The 14393-nt window shown below is 70.0% G+C and carries 12 protein-coding genes; 3 read left to right on the top strand and 9 right to left on the bottom strand.

Annotation, left to right across the window (positions count from 1 at the left end):
* Positions 1 to 329 precede the first annotated feature (329 nt).
* Positions 330 to 734: a cobalamin B12-binding domain-containing protein gene (locus tag O7627_RS04465; RefSeq protein ID WP_278092220.1), complete on the bottom strand. Its 405-nt coding sequence runs from the start codon at positions 732 to 734 to the stop codon at positions 330 to 332.
* Between the two features lie 441 nt (positions 735 to 1175).
* Here O7627_RS04465 and O7627_RS04460 point away from each other — a divergent pair, with 441 nt between their 5' ends.
* A complete protein-coding gene (locus tag O7627_RS04460; protein WP_278092219.1) occupies positions 1176 to 1895 on the top strand; it encodes a M23 family metallopeptidase in 720 nt (239 codons plus the stop codon).
* A gap of 271 nt (positions 1896 to 2166) precedes the next feature.
* Positions 2167 to 3033 (top strand): peptidoglycan DD-metalloendopeptidase family protein, encoded by an 867-nt coding sequence (locus tag O7627_RS04455; protein WP_278092218.1) that lies wholly within the window; start codon positions 2167 to 2169, stop codon positions 3031 to 3033.
* Positions 3034 to 3043: 10 nt separating this feature from the next.
* Here the strand turns inward: O7627_RS04455 and pcrA are convergent, their stop codons facing one another.
* Positions 3044 to 5578: a DNA helicase PcrA gene (gene pcrA, locus O7627_RS04450; protein WP_278092217.1), complete on the bottom strand. Its 2535-nt coding sequence runs from the start codon at positions 5576 to 5578 to the stop codon at positions 3044 to 3046.
* A gap of 298 nt (positions 5579 to 5876) precedes the next feature.
* On the opposite strand from pcrA, the gene O7627_RS04445 reads away from it, so the two are divergent.
* Entirely contained in the window at positions 5877 to 6191 is a 315-nt protein-coding gene (locus O7627_RS04445) for a chorismate mutase (protein WP_278092216.1), read from the top strand.
* Positions 6192 to 6364: 173 nt separating this feature from the next.
* Here the strand turns inward: O7627_RS04445 and O7627_RS04440 are convergent, their stop codons facing one another.
* The 7 genes from O7627_RS04440 to O7627_RS04410 form a co-directional block, all read right to left on the bottom strand.
* Complete coding sequence (locus O7627_RS04440; RefSeq protein WP_278092215.1) at positions 6365 to 7375, bottom strand: dipeptide ABC transporter ATP-binding protein; 1011 nt, start codon at positions 7373 to 7375, stop codon at positions 6365 to 6367.
* The gene (locus O7627_RS04435; RefSeq protein ID WP_278092214.1) at positions 7368 to 8408 is read right to left on the bottom strand and encodes an ABC transporter ATP-binding protein; all 1041 of its coding nucleotides are present in this window, start codon (positions 8406 to 8408) and stop codon (positions 7368 to 7370) included. Before O7627_RS04435 ends, O7627_RS04440 begins: the two co-directional genes overlap by 8 nt.
* A gap of 6 nt (positions 8409 to 8414) precedes the next feature.
* Positions 8415 to 9350, bottom strand: coding sequence for an ABC transporter permease (locus tag O7627_RS04430; protein WP_278092213.1), 936 nt, complete (start codon positions 9348 to 9350; stop codon positions 8415 to 8417).
* Positions 9343 to 10353 carry an ABC transporter permease gene (locus tag O7627_RS04425; protein ID WP_278092212.1) on the bottom strand — a complete coding sequence of 337 codons (1011 nt, stop codon included), beginning with the start codon at positions 10351 to 10353 and terminating at the stop codon, positions 9343 to 9345. The genes O7627_RS04430 and O7627_RS04425 overlap by 8 nt, the downstream gene beginning before the upstream one ends.
* Before the next feature lie 103 nt (positions 10354 to 10456).
* Complete coding sequence (locus O7627_RS04420) at positions 10457 to 12085, bottom strand: ABC transporter substrate-binding protein (protein WP_278092211.1); 1629 nt, start codon at positions 12083 to 12085, stop codon at positions 10457 to 10459.
* Positions 12086 to 12454: 369 nt separating this feature from the next.
* Complete coding sequence (locus O7627_RS04415; RefSeq protein WP_278092210.1) at positions 12455 to 13138, bottom strand: response regulator transcription factor; 684 nt, start codon at positions 13136 to 13138, stop codon at positions 12455 to 12457.
* 5 nt (positions 13139 to 13143) lie between these two features.
* The gene (locus tag O7627_RS04410) at positions 13144 to 14382 is read right to left on the bottom strand and encodes an ATP-binding protein (RefSeq protein ID WP_278098157.1); all 1239 of its coding nucleotides are present in this window, start codon (positions 14380 to 14382) and stop codon (positions 13144 to 13146) included.
* Positions 14383 to 14393 lie beyond the last annotated feature (11 nt).

Raw genomic sequence — 14393 nt, 5'->3', positions numbered from 1 at the left:
CCGCCAGCGTGAAATGAGTTTGACGCCTGTTGTCAGGAGAAACAGGCCACCGGCGCAGCCTAGCGAGGTGGCCGGCGCCGGCAACCGCTCGGGTATGCCTTGTGCGGTAATGCACACCCGCCGGGGAAAAGATTTCCCAGCCCACGTAACCCGACGTAACGGGCGTCGTTGAGTCAGATGTCGGAACGCTGGAAGGCGCGAAGACGGAGCGGCCGATGCCCTGTCGGTCGAGGGGTGGCGGCGGGGCATCGTGCATAGAGAGGCCGGGCGTGTGAGGGGTGCGTCCGGCCTCTCCCTCTCCGTGTCCGGCCGGTCAGGAGACCGGCCGGTCAGGAGACCGGTTGCGCGACGTTCTCCCGGACCCAGTCGACGATCGAGTGCGTGGTGGCCCCCGGGGTGAAGATCTTCGCCACGCCGATCCGGGCCAACTCGGGCAGGTCGGCCTCCGGGATGATGCCGCCGCCGAAGACCACGATGTCCCGCGCGTCGCGCTCGGTCAGCAACTCGATCACCCGGCGGAACAGCGTCATGTGCGCGCCGGAGAGCACCGAGAGGCCCACCGCGTCGGCATCCTCCTGAATGGCGGTCTCGACTATCTGCTCCGGGGTCTGGTGCAGCCCGGTGTAGATGACCTCCATGCCGGCGTCCCGCAGGGCCCGCGCAACCACCTTCGCCCCGCGGTCGTGGCCGTCCAGGCCCGGCTTGGCGACGACGACCCGAATCCGAGAACTCATCAGTCCCCTACCTCTCCGGTCGGCCTGGCGGCACCGACTTAACGAACGGTAACCCGGCGTCGACGCCCTGCGGTAATCAGGTCCCGTACCAGGTGAGCCGGCCACCGCACCGCCGCCGACCGCCGCCGCGAACCCTAGGGGAATTTCCCCGATCCGTCGGGCGAAGCCCTGGACGAATGACTATCTGTAGTGTTCGATGTAACCAAGCGCGACTAACGAGGTTCCCCGCAAAAGGTTACGAGTTATGGCATTCCACAACGGACGCGCACACTCGGCACCGGTTATTTGGCGGTGCGACTTGTGGCCGGACTAGGGGTTGGTTACCGTGGCCAACGGTTGTCTTCAGGTCTGCGACCGGACGACAACGCGGCCCGGCAGTGTCACCCCCGCTCTTCGACGCTGGCGACGGTCGCTCAACTGACCCGATAACGGAGGGTGTGCGTGCGCCAGCGCCTGTCGTCTGAGCCCGATCGATATCGCGGGCGACGTCGCGTACCCACCCCCCCGCGTAGCCGCTATGCGGCGGTGGTCACCACCGCCTTCGTCGGCGCCGGAGTGGTGGCACTCGGCGCGGGCGGACTGCCGGACGCGAAGTCGGTCAGCCCGTCGGCCCTCTCCGAGCTGGAGAACGCCGCCGCCACCAGCGAGGACTTCGCCGCCCGCGCGGCCGACGCGGAGCGCGCCACCCGGGACGAGCGGACCCAGCTCGAAAGCTCCCTCTCCGAGGCGCCGGACGCCTGGGTGCTGCCACTCAAGGGCTACAACTTCACCTCCCCGTACGGCATGCGCTGGAACAAGCTGCACGCCGGCATCGACCTGGCCGCGCCGGAGGGTACGGCGTACCGGGCGATCCACTCGGGCACGGTGACGAAGGCCGGCTGGTTCGGTGGCTACGGCTACTGCGTGATCATCCAGCACCCGGACGGCACCGAATCGGTCTACGGACACTCCTCCAATCTGCTGGTCCAGGAGGGGCAGCAGGTCAAGGCCGGCGACGAGATCGGCTGGGTCGGCAACACCGGCCACTCGTACGGCCCGCACCTGCACCTTGAGGTGCATGTCAACGGGGAGCCCACCGACCCCATCCCGTGGCTGCGCACCAAGGGAGTGGACATTCAGCTACAGGTCGAGACAATCTACGGCGGAGTAGTCGACTCCTGACCCTCCGTAATGTCCAGCCTACCGCCCGTGCCGACAGGTTCGGGCGGTTTTTTTATGATCACTTTCCGTTGATGTTGCCTACGCCACACCGGGAAATGTGACCAGCACCACAACGACTCCCGGTCTACCTACTGGTAACCGCGCATCAATACGGGCATAACCCGTCGCCCCGACGCCCGTCCGCGCCGCGACCAGATCCCCCTCCTTCCCGAGTTTCCGCAGGTCAAACCACCATTTCCGGGTCCGTGTCCCTCGACCCGAAGGTTCCCCCGTGCAGGAAAACGAGTCGATCGAGAACGTGAGCGGTCAGCCCGGCCAGCCGGGCCAGCACCGCCGGCTCCCCCAGTCGAGCGACGGCGCCACGGTGGTTCGGCACCGCTTCCGGCCCGGCTACCGCGGCCGGCTCCCCTATCTCGTCACCGCCGTGGTGGCCGCCGCCGGCCTCGCCGTGGCGGGCGTCGCCACCGCGACCACCCGGAGCAGCGACGACCGCCGGGACGCACCGGTGGCCGCGGCCGACGAACGCGCCCGCGCTGACGCCGCCGACCGCGCCAACCGGTCCGGCCGGGACGCCCCCTCCCAGCCACCGACGGCCGAAGCCACGCCCGACGCCCCCACCGGCAGCCCGTCCACCGGCGCCCCCGCCACCCCCCGGGCCACCCCGGAGCGGACGGCCGAGTCCAAGCCGGCCAAGCCCGCCGAGCCGGCCGCCCGTACCGCCGAGGCGGAGAAGGAGTCCGCGGACTGGGTGCACCCGATGCCCGGCGCCGCCACCACCTCCTGCTACGGGCAGCGGTGGGGCGTGCTACACGCCGGCATCGACCTCGCGATGCCCGCCGACACCCCGATCCGGGCGGCCGCCGACGGCACCGTCGTCGAGGCCGGCTGGGTCTACGCCGGCTACGGCATCTCGGTCGTCATCGACCACGGCGACGGGTTCCTGACCCACTACGCCCACCAGAACCGCACCGCGGTGGCGGTCGGCCAGCAGGTCGACGCCGGCGAAGTGATCGGCTACGAGGGCTCGACCGGCGACTCCACCGGGCCGCACCTGCACTTCGAGGTGCACAACGGCCTCTGGAACCAGCTCGATCCGGCGCCGTGGATGCGGGAGCGCGGCGTGGACCTCGGCTGCTGACCGCCGCCGGTCAGAGCTTGTCGAGCGGGGCGTGCCGCAGCACCAGCCAGAGGGTCTGGTCGCCGAAGTCGATCTGCGCCCGGGCGCCGGGGCCCTGCCCCTCGACCGCGAGCACCCGACCCAGGCCGTACCGCTGGTGGTTGACCCGTTCGCCGGCCGAGAGCTTCAGCGCCCGGGGCAGCTCGCTCGCGGTGGTCAACCGGCTGCCGTCCACCCCGAGCCGCTGCGCGAGCTGCGCGGCTCTGGGCGTACCACCGGGGGCGCCCGGACCGCGCGCGGAGGCCGCGCGGTCCGCGGCGCTGCCGCGGCCACCCACCCCGCCACCGGTCCCCGACCAGGAGGTGTACGCCCCCTCGGTGCGCTCCCAGCGCACCAGATCGGTCGGCAGCTCCGGCAGGAACCGGGACGGCGGGTTGTAGGAGGGCTGCCCCCAGGCCGAGCGGGTGACCGCCCGGGACAGGTAGAGGCGCCGGCGGGCCCGGGTGATGCCCACGTACGCCAGCCGGCGCTCCTCTTCCAGCTCCCGGGTGTCGCCCAGCGACCGCAGGTGCGGAAAGACGCCGTCCTCCAGGCCGGTGAGGAAGACGACCGGGAACTCCAGGCCCTTCGCGGTGTGCAGGGTCATCAGGGTGACCACACCCTGGTAGGGCTCGTCGTCGTCGCCGTCGCCGGCCGGCTCGGGGATCTGGTCGGCGTCGGCGACCAGCGCCACCTGTTCCAGGAAGCCGGCCAGGGTCGCGGCCCGGTCGGGGACAGGTTCGCCGTCGTCGCCGTCGTCGCCGTCGGCCGCCTCGGCCTCGGCCAGCGCCTGCGCCTCGGCCCGCTCGGTGTACTCCCGGGCGACGCTCACCAGCTCCTGCAGGTTCTCCACCCGGCCGGCGTCCTGCGGGTCCAGACTCTCCTCCAGCTCGGTGAGATAGCCGGAGCGCAGCAGCACCGCCTCCAGCACCTCCTCCGGCGGGGCGGTGGCGGCCAGCTCGCGGGCCTGGTCGAGCAGGGCGACGAAGTCGGCGACCGCGTTCGCCGCCCGGGTGGAGATGCCCGGCGCGCCCGCCGCCCGGCGCAGCGCCGCGCCGAACGAGATCCGGTCCCGGGCCGCCAGTGCCTCCAGGCACGCCTCGGCCCGGTCGCCGATCCCCCGGCGGGGGGTGTTCAGCACCCGGCGGATGCTCACCGTGTCGTCGTCGTTGACCACCGCGCGCAGGTAGGCCAGCGCGTCACGGACCTCCTTGCGCTCGTAGAAGCGCACCCCGCCGACCACCTTGTAGGGCAGCCCGCTGCGGATGAAGACCTCCTCGAAGACCCGGGACTGGGCGTTGGTGCGGTAGAAGACCGCCACCTCGCCCGGCCGGGTCTCACCGGCGTCGCAGAGCCGGTCGATCTCGCGGGCCACCCAGTCGGCCTCGGCGTGCTCGGTGTCCGCGACGTAGCCGACGATCTGCTCGCCGGCGCCCTCCTCGCTCCACAGCCGCTTCGGCTTGCGCGAGGTGTTGTTGTCGATCACCGCGTTGGCGGCGCTCAGGATGGTCTGGGTGGAGCGGTAGTTCTGCTCCAGCAGGATCGTGCGGGCGTCGGTGAAGTCCCGCTCGAACTCGAGGATGTTGCGGATCGTGGCGCCCCGGAACGCGTAGATCGACTGGTCCGCGTCGCCGACCACGCAGAGCTCCGCCGGCGGTACGCCGTCCGCGCCGCTGCCGACCAGCTCCTTGATCAGGGTGTACTGCGCGTGGTTGGTGTCCTGGTACTCGTCGACGAGCACGTGCCGGAACCGGCGGTGGTAGTTCTCCGCCACGTGCGGGTGCGACTGGAACAGGTGCACCGTCGCCATGATCAGATCGTCGAAGTCGAGGGCGTGCGCCTCGGCCAGCCGCCGCTGGTAGAGCGCGTACGCCTCGGCGACGGCCCGCTCGTTCGGTCCCTTCGCCCGGCCGGCGAACTCCTCCGGGTCGACCAGCTCGTTCTTCAGGTTGGAGACCTGCGCAGCCAACCCGCGCGCCGGGTAGCGCTTCGGGTCCAGGTCCAGCTCGCGGGCGACAAGCTGCATCAGCCGCCGGGAGTCGTCGGCGTCGTAGATCGAGAAGGTCGACTTCAGGCCGGCGTGCTCGTGCTCGGCCCGCAGGATGCGGACGCAGGCGGAGTGGAAGGTGGAGACCCACATCAGCCGGGCCCGCGGGCCGACCAGGGCGGCCACCCGGTCCTTCATCTCGCCGGCCGCCTTGTTGGTGAAGGTGATCGCCAGGATCTGCCCGGGATGCACCGGCTCCGCCGGACCGCCGTCGGTGCCGCCGGCCGCCGCGTCGCCGGGCCCCGCGCCACTCCGCGCCGCCAACAGGTAGGCGATCCGGTGGGTGAGCACCCGGGTCTTGCCGGAGCCGGCGCCCGCCACGATCAGCAGCGGTGCGCCGGAGTGCGTCACCGCCGCCCGCTGCGGACCGTTCAGCCCGGTCAGCAACGCCTGCGGATCCCCGGCGGCGGGGGGCCGCGAACGCGGCGTGGACTGGGCGCGCGGGGGATTCACCGGCGGGACTTCGAAGAGGGCATGCATCGCCTTCCGAGTCTATGCCCCGGGTCGGACACCAACCCGCCGGCGGGACAGCGTGCCGGGTCCTGCCGGCCGGACGCGGGGTCCTTCTCCGGCGGAACGCTTGCGCGGGCCGACTCGGGTGGGCATACTCAAGCCGTGATCGACGAGGCGCGGGTCTTTTTTTACTACGGCACCGGGAGTCCGGCAGCCGTAGGTCGCGCCTGATCAGATGACCTACGAAAAGCCCCGGGCTCCTGGAGCCCGGGGCTTTTCGCTTCGGGATCCGGGCACCGGGGACCCGAGCCCCAGGGAGCAACCGATGAGCACAGAACTCGCCGAGCAGCAGGCGGAGTCGACCGACCGTGACGCGACCGGCGCCCAGGCCCCGGAGGCCGCCGAGCGCATCATCGCCATGCGGGAACGGATCGACGAGATCGACGGCGCGTTGATCGCCCTCTGGCAGGAGCGGGCCGCCCTGTCCCAGCAGGTCGGAGCGACCCGGATCGCCTCGGGCGGCACCCGGCTGGTGCTCTCCCGGGAGCGGGAGATCCTGGAGCGGTTCCGGACCGCGCTCGGCGTGGACGGCACCCAGCTCGCCCTGCTGCTGCTGCGGGCCGGTCGCGGACCGCTCTGAGCCGCCGACCGCCCGCGTCCGAGCCCTCGGTGTCCGGGCGGGGCGGAAGCCCCGGCACGCGGTCCGGGGCGCCGTCCGCGTGGATGACGGACGACGCCCCGGAACACTGAGGAGGCGTTACTTTCACCGGTGGCGCCGGCCGGGTGCGGCCCGGCCACCGGCGTCTACCCGGTCTACTCCCGCGCGTGCACCACGTCGCGTACCTCGGCGAAGTGGCAGGCGCTCGGGTGGCCGGAGTTGTCCCGTACCACCAGCGGCGGTTCCTGCTCGGCGCAGATGTCCTGGGCCTTCCAGCACCGGGTGCGGAACCGGCAGCCGGACGGCGGGTCGGCCGGCGACGGCACGTCCCCCTCCAGGACGATCTGGTCCCGCAACCCGCGCAGCTTCGGGTCGGGGACCGGCACGGCGGAGAGCAGCGCCTGGGTGTACGGGTGGGTGGGCCGCTCGTAGATCTCGTCCTCGGTGCCGATCTCGACGACCTTGCCCAGGTACATGACCGCCACCCGGTCCGCGATGTGCCGGACCACCGACAGGTCGTGCGCGATGAAGATGTACGACAGCCCCATCTCCTTCTGGAGCTGCTCCAGCAGGTTCACCACCTGGGCCTGGATCGACACGTCGAGCGCGGAGACCGGCTCGTCGCAGAGGATGATCTCCGGCTTGAGCGCCAGCGCCCGGGCGATCCCGATCCGCTGGCGCTGCCCGCCGGAGAACTGGTGCGGGTAGCGGTTGATGTGGTCGGGGTTGAGCCCGACCAGCTCGATCAGCTCCTGCACCCGGCCGCGCCGCTCGCCGCGCGGCGCCACCTCCGGGTGGACGTCGAACGGCTCACCGACGATGTCGCCGACCGTCATCCGCGGGTTCAGCGACGTATACGGGTCCTGCATGACGAGCTGGATGTTGCGCCGGGACTTGCGCATCTCGGACCCGCTGGACCTGGAGATGTCCTTGCCGCGCACCACGATCGAGCCGCTGGTCGGCTTCTCGAGCCCGACCAGCAACTTGGCCAGCGTGGACTTGCCGCAGCCGGACTCGCCGACCACCCCGAGGGTCTCACCCCGGCCGAGCTGGATGCTGATGCCGTCCACCGCGCGGACCGCGCCGATCTGCTTCTTGAAGAGGATTCCCCGGGTCAGCGGGAAGTGCTTGACCAGATCCCGGGTCTCCAGGACGTAGTCACTCATCGCCCTTGACCTCCTTCCAGAAGTGGCAGGCCGAGGCGCGGCCGGGGGCCACCGGGTAGCGCGGCGGCTCCGGGTCCGCCCGGCAGACATCCTGGGCATACCCGCAGCGCGGGTTGAACGAGCAGCCCGGCGGAATTCTGGTCAGCACCGGCGGCAGCCCCTTGATCACGTTGAGCTGCTGCCCCTTGAGGTCGATCCGGGGGATCGACTGCAACAGGGCCTTGGTGTACGGGTGGGCCGGGCTGGCGTAGATGTCGCCGACCGGCGCCTCCTCGACCACCCGGCCGGCGTACATCACCGAGATCCGGTCGGCGACGTCCGCGACCACCCCCATGTCGTGGGTGATCAGGATCAGCCCCATGTTCCGTTCCCGCTGCAGTTCGGCGAGGAGGCTCATGATCTGGGCCTGGACCGTCACGTCGAGCGCCGTGGTCGGCTCGTCGGCGACCAGCACCTCGGGGTCGAGGGCGAGCGCCATGGCGATCATGACCCGCTGCCGCATGCCGCCCGAGAACTGGTGCGGGAAGTCGTTCACCCGCTGCCGGGCGGCCGGGATCTTGACCAGGTCGAGCAGCTCGACGGCGCGCGCCTTGCTGTCGGACCGGGACATTCCCCGGTGCTTGCGGAACAGTTCGGAGAGCTGGAAGCCGACCGTGAAGACCGGGTTCAGCGCCGAGAGGGCGTCCTGGAAAATCATCGCAATCCGGTTGGCCCGCACCTTGCGGCGCTGCGCCTCGGGGAGCGTGAGCAGGTCGACGCCCCGGTATCGGATCTCCCCCCCGGTGATGAAACCCGGCGGGGAGTCGATGATCCCCATGATCGCCTGGGCGGTCACGCTCTTGCCACACCCGGACTCACCCAGGATCGCCAGCGTCTCCCCCGCCTCCAGGCTGAAGCTGACCCCGTTGACGGCGCGGGCGATCCCGTTGCGGGTCCGGAACTCGACCTGCAGGTCCTTGACGTCCAGCAGCGGCGCGCTGTGGTCGAGTCCCGGCAGTGCGTCGATGCTGGCGGTCACCTCAGTGGTGTTCATGGCGCATCACCGCAGCTTCGGGTCGAGGGCGTCGCGCAGCGCGTCGCCGATCAGGATGAAGGAGAGCACGGTGCCGACCAGCAGGCCGCAGGGGAAGAGCAGCAGCCAGGGGTCCTCCAGGAAGTAGACCTGGTGGGCGGCGATCGCGATACCCCAGGACTGGGCCGGCGGCTGCAGACCGACGCCGAGGAAGGTGAGCGTCGCCTCGGCCGCCACGAAGCTGCCCAGGGTGATGGTGGCGTAGACCAGCATCGGCGCGAGCGCGTTCGGCAGGATGTGCCGGAACATCAGTCGCGCGTTGGTGGCCCCGACCGCCTTCGCCGCGTGTACGTAGTCGAGGTTCTTCGAGGAGATCACGCTGCTCCGCATGATTCTGGCGATGGTCGGCCAGGCGAGCGTGATCAGCACGATCCCCAACGTCCAGACGTTCTGCCGCTTGATCACCGTCAGGAAGACGATGGCACCGAGCAGGAACGGCAGCGAGAAGAAGATGTCCATCACCCGCGAGATGATCGCGTCGACCCAGCCGCCGTAGTAGCCGGCGAGCAGGCCGGCGATGCCGCCGATCAGGATGATGCCGATGGTCGCGAAGATCGCGATCTGCAGCGAGGGGCGGGCTCCGTAGACGTTGAAGGCGTAGTAGTCGCAGCCGAGGATGTTGGTGCCGAACGGGTGCTCGGCGTTCGGCGGGATCCGGGAGTCGGAGACGTTGCAGTCGGCCGGATCCTTACGGGTCCAGAGCCACGGCACGACCGCCATCGACCCGACCACCAGGATGTAGAGCGAGGCGATCACGAAGACCGGGTCCCGGACGAGCTGCCGCCAGGCGTCGGCCCAGAGGCTGGCGTTGCGCTCCTGGGCGGTGGTGGGCGCCGGTTCCTCCGGGCCCTGCGGCACCGGCTGGCCGCCTACCCCGGTGCCGGCGATGCTCGGTTCACTCATAGCGGATCCTCGGGTCGAGTACGGCGTAGAGCAGGTCCACCAGCAGGTTTGTCACCAGGAAGACCAGGGCGAGCATGGTGACCACGCCGATCACCACCGGTGCCTCACCGGTCCGCGCGGCCTGGGTGACCAGCCGCCCGATGCCCGGCACGTTGAAGATCGTCTCGGTGACCACCGCGCCGCCCATCAGGGTGCCGATGTCGACACCGAGGTAGGTGATGACCGGGATCAGCGAATTCCGCAGGGTGTGGATGCCGATCACGCGCTTCGGCGCCAGGCCCTTGGCCTTGGCCGTCCGGACGTAGTCGGAGCGGACGTTCTCCATGATGCTGGTCCGGGTCAGCCGGGCGGTGGTCGCCAGTGAGGTCGCACCGAGCACCATGCCGGGAATGATCAGGCTGGCGAATGGATAGTCGACCTTGAACCCGGCACTGAACACGCCACTGGAGATCAGTTCGGGTATCCAGTCCTGGTCACGAAGAACGTTGCCGAACTTCACCCCGACGTACTCCCGGATCACGATGCCGAGCACGAAGATCGGCACCGAGATGATGAAGACCGTGGAGATCTTGACCAGGTAGTCCGAGAAGCTGCCACCGCGCAGGCCGGCCAGGACACCGGCGGCGATGCCGACAACGGCCTCGAAGATGATCGCGATCAGGACGAGCTTGATGGTGAACGGGATCGCGTCGGCGACCAGGTCGGTGACCGGCCGCTGCCGGAGATTGATCCCGAAGTCGAAGTGCAGGAAGACCGCCTGCAGGCGTTCCAGGAAGAGGCCGAAGCAGGGGTTTCCCCGCTGGTCCAGGCAGGGGTTGTCGTAGCCGAGTTCCCTGGTGATCGCGTCGACCAGCGCCTGGGGCGGGGTCCGGTCGCCGAAGAGGGCCCGGACCGGGTTGCCGGAGAACTGGATCGCCAGGGAGGTGAGGTAGTGCAGCAGGAACATGGTGCCCAGCGCGGTCGGGATGAACTGGAGCAACCGTCGGATGATGTAGCGCCCCATCGCGGGGACTCCTCTCGGCGCTGACGTGGCGGCAACAGGCTCCTTGTGGGAAACCCGCTGCCGCCACGTCGACGTTACGGCTAGGTGAGCTAGCTCAAGCTGGTCACTGCTTCAGCGACGTCGCACCGTAGTCCGCGTCCGAGATCGCGTTCCACACGAAGGTGTCCACGTTCTCGCTGTACACCGCACCGATCTTGTTGAACCACATCGGGATGACCGGCAGGTCCTCCACGACCAGGTCCTCGGCCTGCTGGTAGAAGGGAATCGCGGCCTCGATCGACTCGGCCCCGTTGCCCTGCGACATCAGCGCGTCGAACTGCGGGTTGGTGTAGGTGGTGTTGTTGCTGGAACCGCCCGTGCCGTACAGCGGCGCGAGGTAGGTCTCCATCACCGGGTAGTCCGGACCCCAACCGAGGCGGAAGCCACCGGTGAACTCACGGTTGTCGGCGGTCTCCAGGTACTCCGGGAACTGCAGGTTGACCTTCAGTTCGTACTCGATACCCAGGTTGGCCTTGAGCTGGTCGCCGACGGCCTGCAGCCAGGCGTCGTGACCGGCACCGGCGTTCGCCCACAGGGTCAGCGTGCCGCCCTGCCAGCCACCGGCCTCGGCCAGCAGCGCCTTGGCCCGCTCCACGTCCAGCTTGCAGTACTGGCAGGCGTTGTCGCGGGCACCGTCGAAGGTCGGGCCGACCACGCCGGTCGCCGGGGTGTACCGGCCGTCGAAGACGGCGTCGATGATCGCCTGCCGGTCGATCGCCATCGAGAACGCCTGGCGGATCCGCTTGTCCTTGAAGGCGTCCACGTAGAGCGGCATGCCGACGTAGGTGAAGCTGTCGCCCGGCGCCTCGTAGAGGCGGTCGCCGTACTGCTGCACGGCCTCCTTGTAGCGGGCCGGCGGCAGGGTGTACATGACGTCCAGCTCACCGGCCTGGAAGGCGGCGTAGCCGGCGTCCACGTCGGCGAAGATCCGGTAGTTGATCTTGTCCGGCTTGCCGGGGTCGCCGGCCCAGGTGTCGCTGCGGACCAGGGTGATGCCGACGTTGTGCTGCCAGCTGCCCTCGATCTTGTAGGGGCCGTTGCCGATCGGCGTCTCGTTGCAGGCCTCGAAGTTGGCCAGGCACGCCTCGGCCATCGGGAAGAAGCCCGAGTAGCCGATGGTCGCCGGGAAGCCGGAGAACGGCTCGGTCAGCTCGACGGTGAAGGTGTAGTCGTCGACCTTCTTCAGGCCGGAGAGCTCCTTCGCCGCCGGCTCCGGGGCCTCCTCCGGCCCGTCGCCGTCCGGGTCCTCCGAGGTGACCTCGTCGATACCGGCGAACCGCTTCATGAAGTACGCGTTGCCCTGAGCGTTCGGGCCGTACGCGGTGTAGTTCCAGCTCCGGATGAAGGCGTCGGCGTTCACCGGCTCGCCGTTGTCGAAGGTGTAGCCCTCCTTGACCTTGATGGTCCAGAGCTTCTGGTCGGTCGACTCGATCGACTCGGCCAGGTCGTTCTCGGCCTCGCCGGACTCGGCGTTGTACTTCACCAGGCCGCGGTAGAGCTGACGGATCACATAGATCGACGGCTCGTCGTCACCGCCGGACGGCGTCAGGAACGCCGGTTCCGACGCGTAGACGCGGAGTTCACCGCCGGAGGCGTCCTCCGGCGCCGAAGAGTCGTCGTCGCCACTACAAGCAGTGGCAAACATGGCGATGGCGGTCGCTGCGACCGCCACCTTAAAAGTTTTCCCGCGCATGGGAGTGCCTCCTCAGGGCGCTCACGAGGGGGTTGTGAGGTGACTGACACTGTGACACCAACCTGCCCATTGCGTGAAGGTGCCGTTATCAAGCCGTTAGTTGCCTGCCGCCCCGTCGATACTGGTCAAGATCACTTCCGGGCCGGCCTCGAACCGGCCCTGACCAGCGAATTTAGCTCGGGCGTCGGCGGTTTCCCAACGGCGGGAAGGGAGCCGTGTGTGACGTTCCCCGCCGCGACAACCCCCGTTACGCGTGTCAAGCGTTTACTGACCGTGCATGTCCGTCCGGACGATGGCGGTTCCGTCCCGGCGGCGCGACACAGCGGGCCGGGCGGTGGAGGCAGGGCACCGGGTCGGGTGCTAGAGCCGTCACACCAACCGGCGGTCGGCCGCCCAGCGGGACAGCTCGTAGCGGTTGGACATCTGCAGCTTGCGCAGCACGTTGGAGACGTGCGTCTCGACCGTCTTGATCGAGATGAACAGCTCCTTGGCGATCTCCTTGTAGGCGTACCCCCGGGCGAGCAGCCGCAGCACCTCGCGCTCCCGGTTGGTGAGCTGGTCCAGCTCCGGATCGGCGACCGGCGCGTCCGGCCGGGCGGCGAAGGCGTCCAGCACGAAGCCGGCCAGCCGGGGGCTGAACACCGCGTCGCCGTCGGCCACCCGCCGGATCGCGGCGGCCAGCTCGTCCGGGGAGATCGTCTTGGTGACGTAGCCGCGGGCACCGGCCCGGATCAGGCCGATCACGTCCTCGGCCGCGTCCGAGACGCTGAGCGCCAGGAACCGCACCTGCGGGTGGCTGCGGCGCATCGCGTCGAGCACCGCCCGCCCGCCGCCGTCGGGCATGTGCACGTCCAGCAGCACCACGTCCGGGGCGACAGCGGCGATCCGGTTGACCGCCTCGGCGACGGTGCTCGCCTCCCCGATCACGTCCACATGCGCGCCCAGCTCGGCCCGTACCCCGGCCCGGAACATCGCGTGGTCGTCGACGAGGAACACCCGCAGCCGACGGGGCGGCTGCGCCTGCTCGGCCTGCTCGAACGAGTGGTCGGTCATGATCCCTACCTGTCCTTCCCTGCCGTCGCGCCGTCCCGTGCGGTCGGCATCATCAACCGCACCTCGGTACCGCCGCCGGGTTCGCTGCGGATCTCCGCCCGGCCCCCGTGCCGGCGCATCCGCCCGATGATCGACCCCCGCACTCCGTGCCGGTGGTCCTCAACGGTAGACGGGTCGAAGCCCGCGCCACGGTCGCGGACGAAAACGCTCACCTGTTCCGGCTCCACCTCGGCGTAGAGCGAGACGGTCTGCACCTTGGCGTGCCGGGCCGCGTTGACGAGCGCCTCCCGGGCCGCCGCGACCAGCGCGCCGATCCTCTCGTCGGTCTCCCGGTCGCCGACCAGCACCGTCTCGACGGTGATCGCGTAGGTGTCCTCGACCTCCGCGGCGGCCTGCTCCAGCGCGGCGGCCAACCGTTCGGTCGGCGAGGCGGTCGGCTTGTAGAGCCAGTTGCGCAGCGACCGCTCCTGCCCCCGGGCCAGTCGCTGCACCGTCTTGGTGTCGGTGGCGTTGCGCTGGATCAGGGCGAGGGTGTGCAGCACCTGGTCGTGCACCATGGCGGCCAGTTCGGCCCGCTCCTGCTCCCGGATGCGGCCCTCCCGCTCGGCCCGCAGCTGGCTGAACGTCCGCCACAGCACCGGCGCCGCCACCACCGAGACCCCGGCCAGCGCGACCAACGCGAAGATCACCCCGTTGATCACCGCGTCCAGGTTGTCCTGCGGCGAGTAGACCGCCACCACGCCGATGATGCCGACCGCCACCAGCACGCCGCCGCCGATGAAGCGCAGTACGAAGGCCCGCCGGTCGCTCTCCTCGACGACCGCGCCGAGCCACGGCACCGGCATCGAGCGGCTCCACTCCCAGCGGCGCTCCGGGGCCGACTGGTGCCAGATCACCCCGGCCCCGACGGCGATGATGGCGACCAGCCAGCCGGCGGTGCCGGCCACGCCGGTGGAGCCGAAGAGCAGGACCTGGAGCAGCATCACCCCGAGCCCGATCGCGACGAACGGCAGGAGCTGGAAGATGTCCCGCTGCGGCGGCTCGGTGCTGCTGGTCCGGGGCGGCACCACCGCCCAGAACGCCGCGTAGAGCAGCAGCCCGAGACCGCTGAGCCCGAGCAGCAGCACGAACGAGACCCGCACCCGGACCACCGGGATCCCCAGGTGGTGGGCGATGCCGGCGGCCACTCCGGCGACCATCCGATGGTCGCGGGAGCGGTACAGGCGCGGGGGTCCGCTGGCGATGCTGATCTGCG

It is taken from the genome of Solwaraspora sp. WMMD1047 (genome assembly GCF_029626155.1).
Classification (GTDB): domain Bacteria; phylum Actinomycetota; class Actinomycetes; order Mycobacteriales; family Micromonosporaceae; genus WMMD1047.
The sequence above is the reverse complement of the archived record's forward strand: the minus strand, read 5'-3'. Positions and strand labels throughout refer to the sequence as shown.